This is a genomic window from Rhizobium sp. Root483D2 (assembly GCF_001426685.1).
GTDB classification, from domain to species: Bacteria; Pseudomonadota; Alphaproteobacteria; order Rhizobiales; family Rhizobiaceae; genus Pararhizobium; species Pararhizobium qamdonense.
The window spans coordinates 369,823-383,198 of sequence record NZ_LMFB01000001.1 but is presented as its reverse complement, the minus strand read 5'-3'; the positions used below and the strand labels follow the sequence as shown (position 1 = coordinate 383,198).

The 13,376-nt window shown below is 61.7% G+C and carries 13 protein-coding genes; 5 read left to right on the top strand and 8 right to left on the bottom strand.

Annotated features, from left to right (window positions below; all coding sequences use genetic code 11):
- Nucleotides 1–49: 49 nt before the first annotated feature.
- A complete protein-coding gene (locus ASD32_RS01775) occupies nt 50–1,957 on the bottom strand; it encodes a glycosyltransferase (protein ID WP_244490066.1) in 1,908 nt (635 codons plus the stop codon).
- A gap of 84 nt (nt 1,958–2,041) precedes the next feature.
- On the opposite strand from ASD32_RS01775, the gene ASD32_RS01770 reads away from it, so the two are divergent.
- Nucleotides 2,042–2,923, top strand: a complete 882-nt coding sequence (locus ASD32_RS01770) for a transporter substrate-binding domain-containing protein (RefSeq protein ID WP_156383002.1) — start codon at nt 2,042–2,044, stop codon at nt 2,921–2,923.
- A 7-nt stretch (nt 2,924–2,930) separates the two neighbouring features.
- Here ASD32_RS01770 and ASD32_RS01765 read toward each other — a convergent pair whose 3' ends face one another.
- From ASD32_RS01765 to ASD32_RS01750, 4 genes are all read right to left on the bottom strand, one after another.
- A complete protein-coding gene (locus ASD32_RS01765; protein WP_060636169.1) occupies nt 2,931–3,746 on the bottom strand; it encodes a sterol desaturase family protein in 816 nt (271 codons plus the stop codon).
- Nucleotides 3,747–3,850: 104 nt separating this feature from the next.
- A complete protein-coding gene (locus tag ASD32_RS01760; RefSeq protein WP_060636168.1) occupies nt 3,851–4,261 on the bottom strand; it encodes a tellurite resistance TerB family protein in 411 nt (136 codons plus the stop codon).
- Nucleotides 4,262–4,336: 75 nt separating this feature from the next.
- The gene (locus tag ASD32_RS01755; RefSeq protein WP_060636167.1) at nt 4,337–5,173 is read right to left on the bottom strand and encodes a thermonuclease family protein; all 837 of its coding nucleotides are present in this window, start codon (nt 5,171–5,173) and stop codon (nt 4,337–4,339) included.
- Between the two features lie 14 nt (nt 5,174–5,187).
- Entirely contained in the window at nt 5,188–5,853 is a 666-nt protein-coding gene (locus ASD32_RS01750) for a helix-turn-helix transcriptional regulator (protein WP_060636166.1), read from the bottom strand.
- A 227-nt stretch (nt 5,854–6,080) separates the two neighbouring features.
- Between ASD32_RS01750 and ASD32_RS01745 the strand changes: the two genes are divergently transcribed.
- Both ASD32_RS01745 and ASD32_RS01740 read left to right on the top strand, forming a co-directional pair.
- The gene (locus tag ASD32_RS01745) at nt 6,081–7,166 is read left to right on the top strand and encodes a calcium:proton antiporter (protein WP_060636165.1); all 1,086 of its coding nucleotides are present in this window, start codon (nt 6,081–6,083) and stop codon (nt 7,164–7,166) included.
- Between the two features lie 182 nt (nt 7,167–7,348).
- The gene (locus ASD32_RS01740) at nt 7,349–8,227 is read left to right on the top strand and encodes a DMT family transporter (protein WP_060636164.1); all 879 of its coding nucleotides are present in this window, start codon (nt 7,349–7,351) and stop codon (nt 8,225–8,227) included.
- Here ASD32_RS01740 and mntR read toward each other — a convergent pair.
- Nucleotides 8,224–8,673, bottom strand: a complete 450-nt coding sequence (mntR, locus tag ASD32_RS01735) for a manganese-binding transcriptional regulator MntR (protein WP_060636163.1) — start codon at nt 8,671–8,673, stop codon at nt 8,224–8,226. The two genes, ASD32_RS01740 and mntR, sit on opposite strands and share 4 nt — an antisense overlap.
- A 218-nt stretch (nt 8,674–8,891) precedes the next feature.
- Here mntR and ASD32_RS01730 point away from each other — a divergent pair, with 218 nt between their 5' ends.
- A complete protein-coding gene (locus tag ASD32_RS01730; RefSeq protein ID WP_060636162.1) occupies nt 8,892–10,250 on the top strand; it encodes an Nramp family divalent metal transporter in 1,359 nt (452 codons plus the stop codon).
- Nucleotides 10,251–10,257: 7 nt separating this feature from the next.
- Here ASD32_RS01730 and ASD32_RS01725 read toward each other — a convergent pair whose 3' ends face one another.
- Nucleotides 10,258–10,839, bottom strand: a complete 582-nt coding sequence (locus ASD32_RS01725) for a histidine phosphatase family protein (RefSeq protein ID WP_060636161.1) — start codon at nt 10,837–10,839, stop codon at nt 10,258–10,260.
- Nucleotides 10,840–11,069: 230 nt separating this feature from the next.
- Between ASD32_RS01725 and ASD32_RS01720 the strand changes: the two genes are divergently transcribed.
- A complete protein-coding gene (locus ASD32_RS01720) occupies nt 11,070–12,137 on the top strand; it encodes a Tim44 domain-containing protein (RefSeq protein WP_060636261.1) in 1,068 nt (355 codons plus the stop codon).
- Between the two features lie 672 nt (nt 12,138–12,809).
- On the opposite strand, the gene ASD32_RS01715 is transcribed toward ASD32_RS01720, so the two are convergent.
- Nucleotides 12,810–13,100: a GIY-YIG nuclease family protein gene (locus tag ASD32_RS01715; RefSeq protein ID WP_060636160.1), complete on the bottom strand. Its 291-nt coding sequence runs from the start codon at nt 13,098–13,100 to the stop codon at nt 12,810–12,812.
- Nucleotides 13,101–13,376 lie beyond the last annotated feature (276 nt).

Here is a 13,376-nt window from a genome sequence, read left to right as displayed (position 1 = left end):
CTTGTTCGTGTCCCGTGGTCCAGCCCGAGGGTTCACTCCACTTGCCGCATCAGGTCCCGTGGTCTTTCACAGGAACATGCGGCGTCTTGTTCCAGGAAAACGGATGTGTCCGCAGCTCCAAAAGTGCCTTCCAGGCGGCGAGCGACATGAAGAGCCAGTAGATTGGCACGAAAACCCAACGCCAGCCGACCGCCCGTTTTTCCCATATTGTCATCCGGTTGCGCCCAAGCGAAATGAAGACCGCATAGCTGCCGAAGACATTGATGATATCGCCGCTGAACAGCCAGAAGGCCAGCCAGTCATGCGGAGACGTGCTGTTGTGCAGCATCAGCCAGGTCAGATAGGCGATGAAGCCGATGACGACGGGATGGCTGAGCGCGGACAGCAGCATTCCGCCGACCAGGATCTGGAAGACGAAGAAAGCCGGCCAGCCCATTTCTTTGGCCAGCTGGCCCGGCTTGCGCATCAGCACCAGCCATGTCTGCAGCCACCCCTTGAACCAGCGGGTGCGCTGCCCCAGCCAGATGGAGGGCAGGACCGGCGCTTCCTCCAGCGTCGGTTTGGCGATGACGCGCGATCGATAGCCGAGCCGGTACAGCCGCATGCCGAGATCAGCATCCTCGGTCATATTGTAGGGATCCCAGCCACCGATCATCCTCAGTTCCGCCGTGCGGAAATGATTGGATGTGCCGCCCAGCGGCAGGGGCAGACCCGTCAGAGACAGCATCGGCAGCAGCCCGCGAAACAGGCCGGCATATTCCAGCGCAAACAGCGCGCTCCACCAGGATTGCCGCGCATTGGTGATAATCAGCGGCGCCTGCAGGCAGATGATATGCGCAGGGGCTGCGATGAACGTGTCGTACGCTTCCCGCAACTGGCCGGGATGCGGCCGGTCTTCGGCATCATAGACCGTCACATAGGTGCCGCGAACGCCGGGCAGCGCATAGGCAAGCGCCTTCGGCTTGGTGCGGGGCAGGTGGACCGGCACCAGAACGACCTCGTATTCGCGCCCCAGCCGCAAAGCCTGGATCGCCGCGATGGTTGCCGCATCATCCGCCTCGCAGATCAGCTTGATATCGAGCCGCGAGCGCGGCCAGTCGATCTGGTTCAACGCGTGGACCAGCTGCGCCACGACACTTTCTTCCCTGTAGAGCGCCACGAGCACCGAATAGACCGGTACAGGCCCGGCAGCGGCGGGCGGCAACGCCCGCGCCCGTTGCAGCGCCAGGCGCTCCTGGCGCCCGGCGGCCCTCAGCGCGTAGAGGCGCACCAGAAAATTGGCCAGATAAAACAGGGTCAGCACGATATGCAGCACCAGGATGCTGATGGTAGGCACGGCCAGTGCCACCCCGATCAAGCTGCACAGCGTGACCCCGGCATAAAAACCCTGCTTGCCCCAAAAGGTGATGCGGGCGCTGTAGAGGGGCGCGGTTTCAAACAGCGCGCGCGTCACCACCGATACCCGCCTCTGGCTGCCCGCCTGCCAGGCGGCAGCGCGGACCGCAGATGGTGTCGAGATGGCCAGGCATTGCCGCAGCATCGGCATGCGCTGCAACAGCGTGGCAAGTTCGGAGAACCGGCCGATCGACGGAACGATCACGGTGACCGGCGGACGGCTGGCGTGATGTATCCGTAGAATTTCCGGCCGTAAGATCTGAGTGTCGAGGCCGTCCACGTCCTGGACCCGGTCCGCATCGATCATGGGCATGAAATCAAGCCCCAGCATCTCCGCCAGCGCCTCGAAATAGATGGTTTCCTCGATCTCGCCGGATGCGAGCAACTCGTCTTCGACGCTCGTGCCATGCGCTTGCGCTAGTCGCATTGCCGAGGCAATCGCCGGCTTGCCGATCCCCATCTGGAGCAGCAGGCGGCCTTCGTGCTTCAACGCCGGCGCCAGGCGCGCAATCGCAGTATCGTTTCGAGATCGCCCGCCGGGCGGCTCATTCGCGGTAGCCATTCCGGAATTGTCCGGATATTCTCCCAGCCGCATAAACACCCTATCGCTGCGCGTCGCGCGGTTCTTTCTCACCGCTCTCCGGGAATGATCATAATGATACGCGCTTTCCGTGCATCTCTAAAATTCTATGGTATATTCGCGTTTTGCGTGTGTTTGGTTGCATCTTTTCCAGTGTCACTGCGTGCTGCGGAAGGGGTGAACGATCTGCCCCTGTTGTTTGACGCGCGCGAACGGATTGCAAAACCGGACCTGAGCGGCCTCGCCCGGCTGCGGTTTTTGACCACAGTGGATTTCCCGCCGTTCAATTTTATCGATCAGTCCGGCAAGCTTGCCGGCTTCCATGTGGATCTGGTCCGCGAGATCTGCCACGAGCTGGAAATCGACGCGAAGTGCCAGATCCAGGCCGTGACGTTTGCGGAGTTGCAGCCCGCTCTGGAAGGCGGCCAGGGGGAGGCAGTCATTGCCGGGATCGGCACCAGCTCGGAATTGCGGCAGCGCTTTGCCTTTTCGAGAACCTTCATGAAGCTTCCCGCCCGTTTCGCTGCCAATCGGCAGGTGATGGCAGGTGCGCTTTCGGTGGCGTCGCTTGCGGGAAAGCCGGTCGGCACCGTGTCGGGAACCACACATGAGGCTATGTTCAAGGCATTTTTTCCCAAACTTGAAAGCCGGTCTTTTCCCAGCCGCGACGCGATGCTGGCGGCCCTGAAGCAGGGAAGCGTTGCGGCGGTGTTTTCAGACGGCATGCAGTTGTCGTTCTGGACGGCCGGCAGCGATGCGGCCGGATGCTGCGCGCTGATCGACGGCGCTTACTTCTCGCAACGGTTTCTGGGCGAGGGGCTAGCGGTCATGAACCGCAAGGGCGATTCCGCGCTGACGCAGGCGATCGATCATGCGCTGCTGGAATTGTCGCGCAAGGGCCGGCTGAACGAGATTTATCTGCGTTATTTCCCAGCCGGGATCTATTGAGCTTGTATCATTTCAACTTTTGAAATGGCAGAAACAACGACCAGAACAATCGGTATGGCAAAGGGTTGCGATATTGCGCAAGCCCGATCCCCATGGCGTCCGGCGGATGTTGCGAGCGGCCGCGATAGGTTGAAAAAAGCTGGTCCCAGATCGACAGGTTGAAGCCGTAATTGCTGTCGGTCTCATCGGGTTCGGTGGAATGATGGATGGCGTGCATGTCCGGCGTGACGATGAGGCGGCGCAACAGCCCGTCGATACGGCCGGGAAGTTTCAGGTTGGCGTGATTGAACATGGCTGCGCCATTCAGCACGATCTCAAAGACCAGAACGCTTTCCGGCGGTGCGCCGATCGCAAGGATCACGGCGGATTTCCACAGGACCGAGATCATGATTTCCAGCGGGTGGAAGCGCAGCGCTGTCGTCAGGTCGAGACCGGTATCGGCATGGTGCACCCGGTGGATGCGCCAGAACAGTGGCACCTTATGGAAGAGCACATGCTCCAGCCAGATGGCGAAATCGAGAATGACGAAGGCCAGGATACCGCCGATCAGCGGTGGCATCCCGAGCATCGGCAAAAGCCCATATCCATGCGCAGCGGCAAACAGCGCGACACCGGTGGCCGCCGCCGGAAAGATCAGCCGCAGGATCAGCGATGACAGGAGGAGGACGGAAAGATTGGTAAACCAGCGCCGGGCTTTCAAGGCGCGCATCAATTCCGGCCGCTCCAGCCTGGGATGGAGCAGTTCGAGCATGGCAAGCGTCAGGAAGATTGCGGCAAAGAAGGCAAGCCTCAGGGCCGGTTCGCCAATGCCGAACAGCGTCATGCCTGCACCATCATCGATTGCCTGTTCGTCTTGTGAACCCTCATTCTATCGGGATGGCGGCTGAGGTGAATGCACTTTGGCGTGAAGCGGAAAACCGCCCTCTTTCACCTGCGAAACCGTGCCATGGCACCGCGCTCGATGGCAGCGCAGGTCAGCTTGTCCAGCCCCAGCCGGTCACGCAGCAATTGCAGCAGCCGGATTTCCTCCTGGGCAATCGCGTGGTCGGCAGCGGCAATCTCGACGGCCAGCGCATAGGCCGTATCATTGAGACGCGCAGGAAGCGCTTCGCGTACCACTTCAAGCGCGATGTCCAATCCTTCCGGACCGTCGAGAAGGGCCGTGCACTCGCGCGCGGCATGCATCAGATGGTCATGGTCGAACCCTTCGAACACCGGCAGGAAGCTGGTCAGCCGGCCGATGCGTTCCAGTTCGTTATCGGTCATGGCGGTATCGACGGCCGACATCATCACCATGACATAGATAAGGGCTTCGTGATGGCTCATGGTGTCGGGCATGGATGATCCGTGTGGCTGTTGCAGTTCCGGGAGATATGGATCGCCGATGCGGTCTACAAGTCTTGACCTATCATATCAACGCCCGGTCATATCAACACCTGCATCCGTAGACGGCAGCGTTTCATCCGGGACGGTCGGTGCCGGGCTCAAATCACGCGGATCGTCGCCGAAAAAGCCGAGACGGGACTGGCGGGCAGCGGCAACCTTACTGGACAGCGGCGATTTTTCCGGGGCGTCCGCCCAGCCGTTTTCGGCAAGCCAGGCAGTCGGATCGGTGGCATTGACGCTGCAGGCGGCGGTCAGCGTCCCCTGCCAGCCGTTCTTCGGCACGGTGCAAACAAGCGCGCGAGCCCGCAGGAAATTGCGGAATGCGGTTTTGGCCACCATGCCGCAGGGCCATGTCTTGCCTTGTTCGCCGCAGACGCGGTCCGCCTTTTGCGGCTCGATCCCGTCGAGTTGCAGCAGCCGGTCGCCAAACTGGATAAGGCCCGCCGATAGCGCCACCGGATGGCGAAGAACAGCGGGAACCGGCTCCGGCCGGGCCACGGGCTGCGACAGCGGCTTGCGTGCCTCGATCCGCTCCAGCGGCTGCGCCGTGACCTCTTCGGGATATCCGAATTGCTCGGGCGCGATATCGCGAACGGCTTTGTCCGGCCTCTCCAGCTTTGCAGGAAGGCCGGCATCCGGAGTTTCAGTCAATGCTGGATCGGCACTCCCGCCGGTTTCGGTGTCAGCGCTGTCCGACCCGTCGCCAAGGCCGGGCACATCTGCCATATCCGGTGTTTCCAAGGCAAAGTCCGGCGTCTCGGCGCTCTGCCGTCTCTGAATGGCCGATGCGCCTGTTATCAGCAGCACGATGGTCAGGAGAATTCCGGCCAGGCCGCCGCAAAGGGTGAGCAGGTGCCGATTCATCAAGGAAAAATGTCCTATTGGCTGGCCCATATGATGCGGGCGATCCATTCGACGTCGCTGAGTTCAAACGTCCGGTTGGGATGATCCGGATTGAGCGACAGCAACTCGATATTGCGCGGCGTCTGGCGCACGAGAACCTTGGCCATGACTTCACCCTCCGTGGTCTTGACCACCACGCGGTCGCCGCGGCGGATCTGCGCGCCGGGCTCGACGATCAGCACATCGCCGTCGCGATAGAGCGGCAACATGCTGTCGCCCTGGATTTCCAGCGCATAGACGCCGGCCTTGGTGCCGGGGGCGGCCGGAAACTCGACGACATCCCATCCCTGGCCTGCGGGAAAGCCGCCATCATCGAAAAAGCCGCCGGCCCCCGCCTGGGCAAAGCCGAGCAGCGGAATGGAGCCGGTCTGCGGCGGAAAGGCGCCTTCAGGCAGTGTCCCGGCCGTTGGCCCCGGCCGCAGGAATTCCATGAACTGGTTGATCGTCGAGCCGGTCGCATCCAGCACCTTGGCGATCGATTCCGTCGATGGCCAGCGCTCGCGCCCATCGGCGGAATGGCGCTTGGACTTGTTGAAAGAGGTCGGATCGAGCCCGGCCCGCCGGGCGAGACCCGAAGGGGACAATTGATGCCGCTCGGCGAGCGCATCGATGGCGCTCCAGATCCGGTCATGTGAAAACATCGTTGCGCATCCTGCAAGCGGTGAAGCGTGACGCTTTCCTTGATATCCTGGCTTCGTGTTGACGTGGGTCTCTGCCGGTCGAGATTAGCCAAAATGTGGCAGCGAGTAAAGTGAGCAAGGAAAATAATCCTGTCGTTTCGATCTCCCGCGCACCGGCATGATTGAAATACGCACCGCGCCGCCTATACTTCGCTGGACCTTATCCCGCTGGTTGCGAGGCGCCGCATTTGCTCTCCATCTTGAAGTCCGAAATCCTCCTCGCGGCAGCGCTTGCTTTTGCAGCCGTTGGCTTCCTGTTTGAACATGCGGTGCTGGAAGCGGGACAGGTGGCGTCCCTTGCCGGCGCTGCCGTGCTGGTCTTTGCCATCGTGCTGGCCTCGTTGCGGGTCGCGCATCATGCCGAGGTTCTCGCCGCCAAGGTCGGCGACCCCTATGGCACGATGATCCTGACCCTGTCAGCAGTGCTCGTCGAGGTGATCATTCTGGCGATCATGATGAGCGGCGAAGAGATCTCGCCGACCCTGGTGCGCGACACCATCTATTCCGCCGTCATGCTCGATATCAACGGCATCCTGGGGCTCGCAGCCCTTCTGGGCGGCCTGAAACATGGCGAGCAATCCTATAACGACGATTCCAGCCGCACCTATAGCGTCATGATCCTGACGGCGATGGGCATTTCGATGATCGTGCCGGAATTCGTTCCGCAAGCCAAATGGCACCTCTATTCCGCCTTCACCATCGTCGCGATGGTGACGCTCTACGCGGTCTTTCTGAAGATGCAGGTGGGCGTACACAGCTATTTCTTCAGCTACAGCTACCCCAAGCGCGAGGGTGCGGAAAAGCGGACACCGGAAGAGGAGCCCGTGGCCGTATCCATCGCCATCCTGATTGCCGGCGTCGTGATCATCGGGATCCTGGCCGAAATCATGTCGGGCCTGATGACGGCTGGGTTGAAAGGGTCCGGCGCGCCGCCGGTGCTTGCGGCGGTCGTGGTTGCTGCCATTTCGGCCTCGCCGGAAATCATGACGGCGATGCGCGCAGCACTTGCCAACCGCATGCAGGCCGTCGTCAATATCGCACTCGGCGCCTCGCTCTCCACCGTCATCCTGACGGTGCCGGTGATGGAAGCAATCGCGCTCTATACCGGGCAGCCCTTCATCATGGCGATGACGCCGGTGCAGACGGTGATGGTAACGATCACGCTGGTGGTTGCGGCAATCAATCTCAACGATGGCGAAACCAATGCCATCGAGGGCATGACCCATTTCGTGCTGTTTGCCACCTTCGTTATGCTGTCGGTGATCGGGCTTTGACAAAGCGGCCGTGAAGCGCAGGGTTTGGTTAGTCGCATGCGGCTTGCGCCGTCCGTCCGCTTTATTTTCAGCCCCGCCCCCATTTTTCGCCACATGCCGCGCTGTCCTGCCTCTTCCTTGCACGCGGGCGCCGCGATATCACAGAGCGCGCGCGATTTGCGCAGCACCTGCGGGAGCCATGCGTGAATACCTCCATACTGTCGGGCATTCTGCTGACGATCTTTTCCTATTTCCTGTTCACGCTGCAGGATGCCTCGGTCAAATGGCTGGTGGTGGCACTGCCGGTCTGGCAGATTCTCTTCGTGCGCAGCGTGACGATCTTTGCGATCTGCACTGCCATCGGCCGCCGTCCTCTCCTTGTCCGCGCGGTGCATTCCCCGGTTCTGAAGCCGATGATCCTGCGCAACCTTTTGCTGCTTGCCGCCTGGCTGTCCTACTATACCGCCGCCCGCGATCTTGGGCTGGCTGAGCTGACGACGATCTATTATGCCGCGCCGATCCTGATCACCATTCTCGCTGTGCCGATCCTGAAGGAGGATGTGCCGCCGCTGCGCTGGATCGCCGTCATCGTCGGCTTCATTGGCGTGCTGGTGGCAACCGACCCGTTCGGCAACAGCATGAAGCTCTCCCTGCCGGTCTGGCTGGCGCTGCAGGCGGCCGTGTTCTGGGCGTTTTCCACTGTACTCTTGCGCAAGACCGCGATGCAGGAGGTGACGATGGTACAGATGACGCTGTCGAGCGGTTTCTTCATCCTTTTCACCGGCATTGCCGTTGCCGTCACCTGGGTTGCGCCCAGCCTTTTGGATGTGGCACTGATGGTCGGAACCGGGCTGATTGCCGGCATCGCCCAATATGCGCTGTTTGAGGGCATGCGCCGGGCGCCGGTCTCGGTGCTGGCGCCGTTCGAATACTCGTCGCTGATCTGGGCCTTTGGGCTCGGCTTCCTGATCTGGGGCGATATTCCCGCGACCCAGGTGTTTGCCGGTGCCGCGCTGATCTTTTCGGCCGGCCTCATCATCATTCTGGGCGAACGCTTCGGACGCAGGCTGCGGGCCGGCTAATTTTGCCTGTCGATAAACCGGCGAAAGGCTTCCAGCGTCTCGACGCTGACATGATGCTCGATACCCTCGGCATCGATGCGCGCCGTTTCCGGGCTGACGCCGAGGCAGCGCAGGAAGGCCTCGACCGTCTGGTGGCGGGCCCGGCTTTCCAGCGCCATCTTCTGGCCGGCCTCGGTCAGGAAAACCCCGCGATAGGGCTTTCGCGAGACCAGTCCCTCGGCGGCAAGCCGTGCCAGCATCTTGGCCACCGTCGGCTGCGCCACGCCGAGGCGGGCGGCGATATCCACCTGGCGCGCCTCGTTGCCGTCCTCGATCAGATCGGCAATCAGCTCGACATAATCCTCGATCAGCGCGCCGCGCCGTGCCTCACGGGTCTGCCGGAAGCCCTCGGAATGTATGTCCGCATCTGGGAGCGGATCCGTGCGGGGAACAGGGCGGCGCGGCAACGGGGCGATATCCTCTCAAAGATCTTCATCATGCTTTTGAGGTTTCATACCACGGGCTTGGATTTTTCATAACGATTTATCCCGTCTTCCACATTCCCGTCCTGGATGCGTTTTATCCCTTAAAAACAGCCTGATCGATAAAATATAGCCTATTGCATAATGTTTTGCCTTGGCATAGGTTTTGGGAAAATCAGCCCTTCCGCGTCCGGAGCCCGTCTATGTCCAATCCCGAAGCCGCCCTTCCACCTCAAAAGAGCTGGACGTTTGCCAAGCCGGAAGAGGATGCGCGCCCGAGCCTTCCTGAAGTCAATGCCAGCATTGCCGTCCCCTCGGGCGGTGTCTGGTTCCGCAGGCTTCTGGCCTTCATGGGGCCGGGCTACATGGTCTCGGTCGGCTATATGGATCCCGGCAACTGGGCGACCGATATCGCCGGCGGCTCGCAGTTCGGCTATACGCTGCTCACCGTCATTCTGCTGTCCAACCTGATGGCGATCCTTTTGCAGGCGCTGGCGGCCCGTCTCGGCATCGCCACCGGCCGGGACCTTGCCCAGGCCTGCCGGGACACCTATTCGCGGCCCGTCAATTTCATGCTCTGGCTTGCCTGCGAAGCGGCGATCATCGCCTGCGATCTGGCAGAAGTCATCGGCACGGCGATCGCCCTGCAACTGTTGTTCGGCATCCCGCTGATCGCAGGCGCACTGATCACGGCGGCCGATGCCTTCCTATTGTTGCTGCTGATGAACAAGGGCTTCCGCTATCTCGAAGCCTTCGTGATCGCGCTTCTGATCGTCATTGCCGGCTGCTTCGTCATCCAGATCGCCGCCGCCGCACCGCCGATTGCTGCTGTACTTCAGGGCTTCCTGCCCTCGACCGAAGTCGTCACCAACCCTGCCATGCTCTACATCGCCATCGGCATTATCGGCGCCACCGTCATGCCGCATAATCTTTATCTGCATTCCTCCATCGTCCAGACCCGCAATTACAAGCGCACCGACGAGGGCAAGCGCGATGCGATCAAATGGGCGACCACCGACAGCACGATCGCGCTGATGCTGGCTCTGTTCATCAACGCCGCTATCCTGATCATCGCGGCTTCCGTCTTCCACGCCAATGGCCGCACCGATGTCGCCGAGATCGGCCAGGCCTATGAACTCCTGTCGCCGCTGCTCGGCCTTGGCATTGCTTCGACGCTGTTTGCGGTGGCGCTGCTTGCCTCCGGCCTCAATTCGACGGTGACGGCGACCCTGGCCGGGCAGATCGTCATGGAAGGCTTTTTGCGGCTGCGCATTCCGCAATGGGCCCGGCGCCTCATCACCCGTGGCATCGCCATCGTCCCGGTCGTCGTCGTCACCTGGATCTATGGCGAAAAGGGCACAGCCGAACTTCTTGTGCTCAGCCAGGTCATCCTGTCGATGCAACTGCCCTTTGCCGTCATCCCGCTGGTGCGCTTCGTCTCCGATAAAAAGAAGATGGGAACTTTCGTCATTCCGAAATATGTCGCCGCGCTCGCCTGGATCGTCGCCTCGATCATCGTCGTTCTCAATCTCAAGCTGCTCTACGATACGTTCATCGGCTGACGCTTGTTCAGGTCTGGTTCCATCGCCGGATGACCGGCTCGGTGCGGTCATGCTCGTAACCGAGCACGCTCATGCTTGCGGTATCCAGAACGAACAGCCTGCCGTCCCCGGGCGGCAGCCCCAACCAGCGGGCGGCGAGCACCCGCAGGAAATGTGCGCTGGAGAAGATCAGCACCGCACTGTCAATCTCGCGGATTTCCCGGGTGATCCTGTCGGCCCGCGCTCCGGCATCCACTGCTGTCTCGCCCCCAGGGCAGCCGTCCCGGAACAATTGCCAGCCGGGACGCTCAATCAGGATCTGTTTCGTCGTCAGGCCCTCGTAGGCGCCATAATCCCATTCGGCAAGGTCGTCTTTTTTCACGCATCTGTCGCCAAAGCCCGCAAGCACGCAGGTGTTGAACGCCCTTTGCGACGGGCTAGACCAGACAATCGGGAAGGTCAGGTCCTGCATCCGGTCCGCCAGGCCACGGGCCGCATCCTCGCCCGCCTGGGTCAGCGGAATGTCGCTGCGCCCCGTATGTTTTCCGGAAAGGCTCCATTCCGTCTGTCCATGCCGTACGAGATGAATTTCGGGCAATGCATGGCTCATCTCACGTTCCTTCGATGATATAGGCGGCTTCCACAATGCGCAGGGCGGCCGCGCCAATCCTTCCGCTTCGCCGGACTTTTCGTCAATTCCCCTGGGGTCAAAAGCCATAAGCAAGCCCGCTTTACCGTGAACTGCGGCGCAAAAGCCTTCAATTCGCCGCGCGATGTCCCCATATGTCTGCCAAGAGGCGCGCGTTTGCGGGCCGGGAGTGAACGATAGGATTGGGTTTCATGTTGAGAGTTGGACGCGTTTTGGCAACCGTTGCGGTTGCTTCCATGATGATGCTGACGGTGGCCGACCTGGCGGAGGCCCGCCGTGGCGGCGCAAGCTTCGGCAGCCGCGGCACCCGCACATTCTCCGCACCGCCGGTCACCCGCACGGCGCCGGCCGATGCGACGCCGATCAACCGGACGATGACCCCGCAGAACCAGGCGACGACACCCGGTGCTGCCCAGCAGAATATGGGCCAGGCGGCGCGTCCCGGCGCGCAGCGTCCGGGCGGTCTCTTCGGCGGTTTTGCCGGCTCCATGCTCGGCGGTCTCGCACTTGGCGGCCTGATCGGCATGATGATGGGCACGGGTTTCGGCGGCATGGCCGGCATGCTCGGCATGCTCCTGCAGATCGCGCTGATCGGCGGCGCCGTGATGCTCGCCTTGCGCTTCTTCCGCAACCGCCAGACGGCGGCGCCGGCCGGCTATGCGCCGCGCGGCAATTCGCCGATGCAGGGTTTTGGCCAGAGTTCCGGCTCCGGCATGCCGTCCTTCAAGATCCCGTCCATTGGCGGCGGCGCGCTGGGCGGGCTTGCAGGAGCGTCTCAGGGCGCAGCCGCAAACGGCAATGGTGCCGCCCGGCCGGAGCAGCCCCGCATGGCCGATGACACGACCGACGAGATCGGTGTCGGCGAAGAGGATCTCGGCCAGTTCGAAACCATGCTGAAACAGGTTCAGTCCGCCTATGCCGCAGAAGATTACGGCACGCTGCGCAAGCTGACGACGCCGGAAGCCATGTCGTGGCTGGCCGAAGAGCTGAGCGACAATGCCACCAAGGGCCTGAAGAACGAGGTCCGCGATGTGCATCTGGTGCAGGGCGACGTCGCCGAAGCCTGGAACGAGGCAGGCGACGACTATGCGACCGTGGCCATGCGCTACGAAAGCATCGACGTCACCCGCGACCGCGCCACCGGCCGCGTCGTTGAGGGCGACCCGGACAATCTGACGGAGACCGTCGAGCTCTGGACGTTCCTGCGCAAGCGCGGCGGCGACTGGCAGGTCTCGGCCATCCAGGGCATGGCGGCCTAAACGCCGCACCAAAACTGCGCCCCTCGACCGCCGGCTTTGCCGGCGGTTTGCATAGGTTCTCAGTCTTATCCGGTATGCCTTCTAGGCTGACCTGCCATCATGGTGGTCGCCCGACGGCGCGGTCCTTTGCGGATGCAGGGCGGGAAACACTGATGCACCCCGACGTTGACTGCGCCTCAGAGAAAAAGCGTGAGGCAGGCCTAAGCGCTGCGGCAGGGAGAGAGGTTGCAGGTCTCAATGTAGCCAAGTGAACTGGCGCTGACCTGTGGTATTTTCTGGCACGCCTGCTCCTGCTGGCGCTGCGTCAACCGGTGGAATTCGCCCCAGGTGGCGTTTTGCTCAGCCATTAGCAGACAGATGCCGGGGGACCGCTACGGTATGGGACGGCTGCAGACCGCTGCTCCGCAGCCAATTGTTTCGCATGCACGGCACTCCAAACTCCGTCATCCCTGTGCCTGTCACAGGGATCCAGCCGCCGCGCGTCTGCGCGGCGAAAGAACGCCGCAAGAGAAGAGAGCCTTGCGCGCCGCAGACGCGGCGCACTGGATTCCTGTGACAAGCACAGGAATGACGGAGGGGGACGTGTCCCCACCGGAAAAGCCGAGCGTGAGAACCGCGTAGAACGCAAGACGCAATGGAGAGAGCCGCATTCAAGAAGGCGCTACCGTCCTCTCACAAGCCATGCAAATAATGCGCGATATCCTCCCAGTCCGGGTTCATCGCCTCAATCAGGTTGAGTTTCCATTGGCGTGGCCATTTCTTGATGGTCTTTTCGCGGGTGATGGCCGTCGTCACGAGGTCATACTCCTCGAACCATACCAGCGTCTTGACGCCGTAGCGGCTGGTAAAGCCCTTGGTGAGTTCGTTCTGATGTTCGAACAACCGGCCCGGCAGATCGCTCGTCACCCCGGTATAGAGCGTGCCGTTACGTTTCGAGGCGAGGATGTAAACATAGCCTTTCATAACTGGAAAAGTGCGGCATGGGCGGCGGGCTGGCAAGGGTCCGTCTTGCCGTTTTCTTCTCTCTGAAGTTTGCCGTCTGGCGTGGCGCGTTTCCGGAATTCCTTCATCCCTGTGCTTGTCACAGGGATCCATCCACCGCGCGTCTGCGCGGTTAGGGACCTATATCGTGCGGACCAAGAGAGCCTTGCGCGCCGCAGACGCGGCGCTGCTGGATTCCTGTGACAAGCACAGGAATGACGGAGGAGAGTGGGTGCGTATACCGTGTGCCGAAGGCAC

What these genes read in the sequence shown, in the direction of transcription:
- ASD32_RS01765 (WP_060636169.1), bottom strand. Translation starts at nt 3,746, where the DNA reads ATGACGCTGTTCGGCATTGGCGAACCGGCCCTGAGGCTTGCCTTCTTT.
- ASD32_RS01770 (WP_156383002.1), top strand. Translation starts at nt 2,042, where the DNA reads ATGATCATAATGATACGCGCTTTCCGTGCATCTCTAAAATTCTATGGT.
- ASD32_RS01750 (WP_060636166.1), bottom strand. Translation starts at nt 5,853, where the DNA reads ATGTTTTCACATGACCGGATCTGGAGCGCCATCGATGCGCTCGCCGAG.
- ASD32_RS01775 (WP_244490066.1), bottom strand. Translation starts at nt 1,957, where the DNA reads ATGGCTACCGCGAATGAGCCGCCCGGCGGGCGATCTCGAAACGATACT.
- ASD32_RS01760 (WP_060636168.1), bottom strand. Translation starts at nt 4,261, where the DNA reads ATGCCCGACACCATGAGCCATCACGAAGCCCTTATCTATGTCATGGTG.
- ASD32_RS01755 (WP_060636167.1), bottom strand. Translation starts at nt 5,173, where the DNA reads ATGAATCGGCACCTGCTCACCCTTTGCGGCGGCCTGGCCGGAATTCTC.
- ASD32_RS01720 (WP_060636261.1), top strand. Translation starts at nt 11,070, where the DNA reads ATGTTGAGAGTTGGACGCGTTTTGGCAACCGTTGCGGTTGCTTCCATG.
- ASD32_RS01715 (WP_060636160.1), bottom strand. Translation starts at nt 13,100, where the DNA reads ATGAAAGGCTATGTTTACATCCTCGCCTCGAAACGTAACGGCACGCTC.
- ASD32_RS01725 (WP_060636161.1), bottom strand. Translation starts at nt 10,839, where the DNA reads ATGAGCCATGCATTGCCCGAAATTCATCTCGTACGGCATGGACAGACG.
- ASD32_RS01730 (WP_060636162.1), top strand. Translation starts at nt 8,892, where the DNA reads ATGTCCAATCCCGAAGCCGCCCTTCCACCTCAAAAGAGCTGGACGTTT.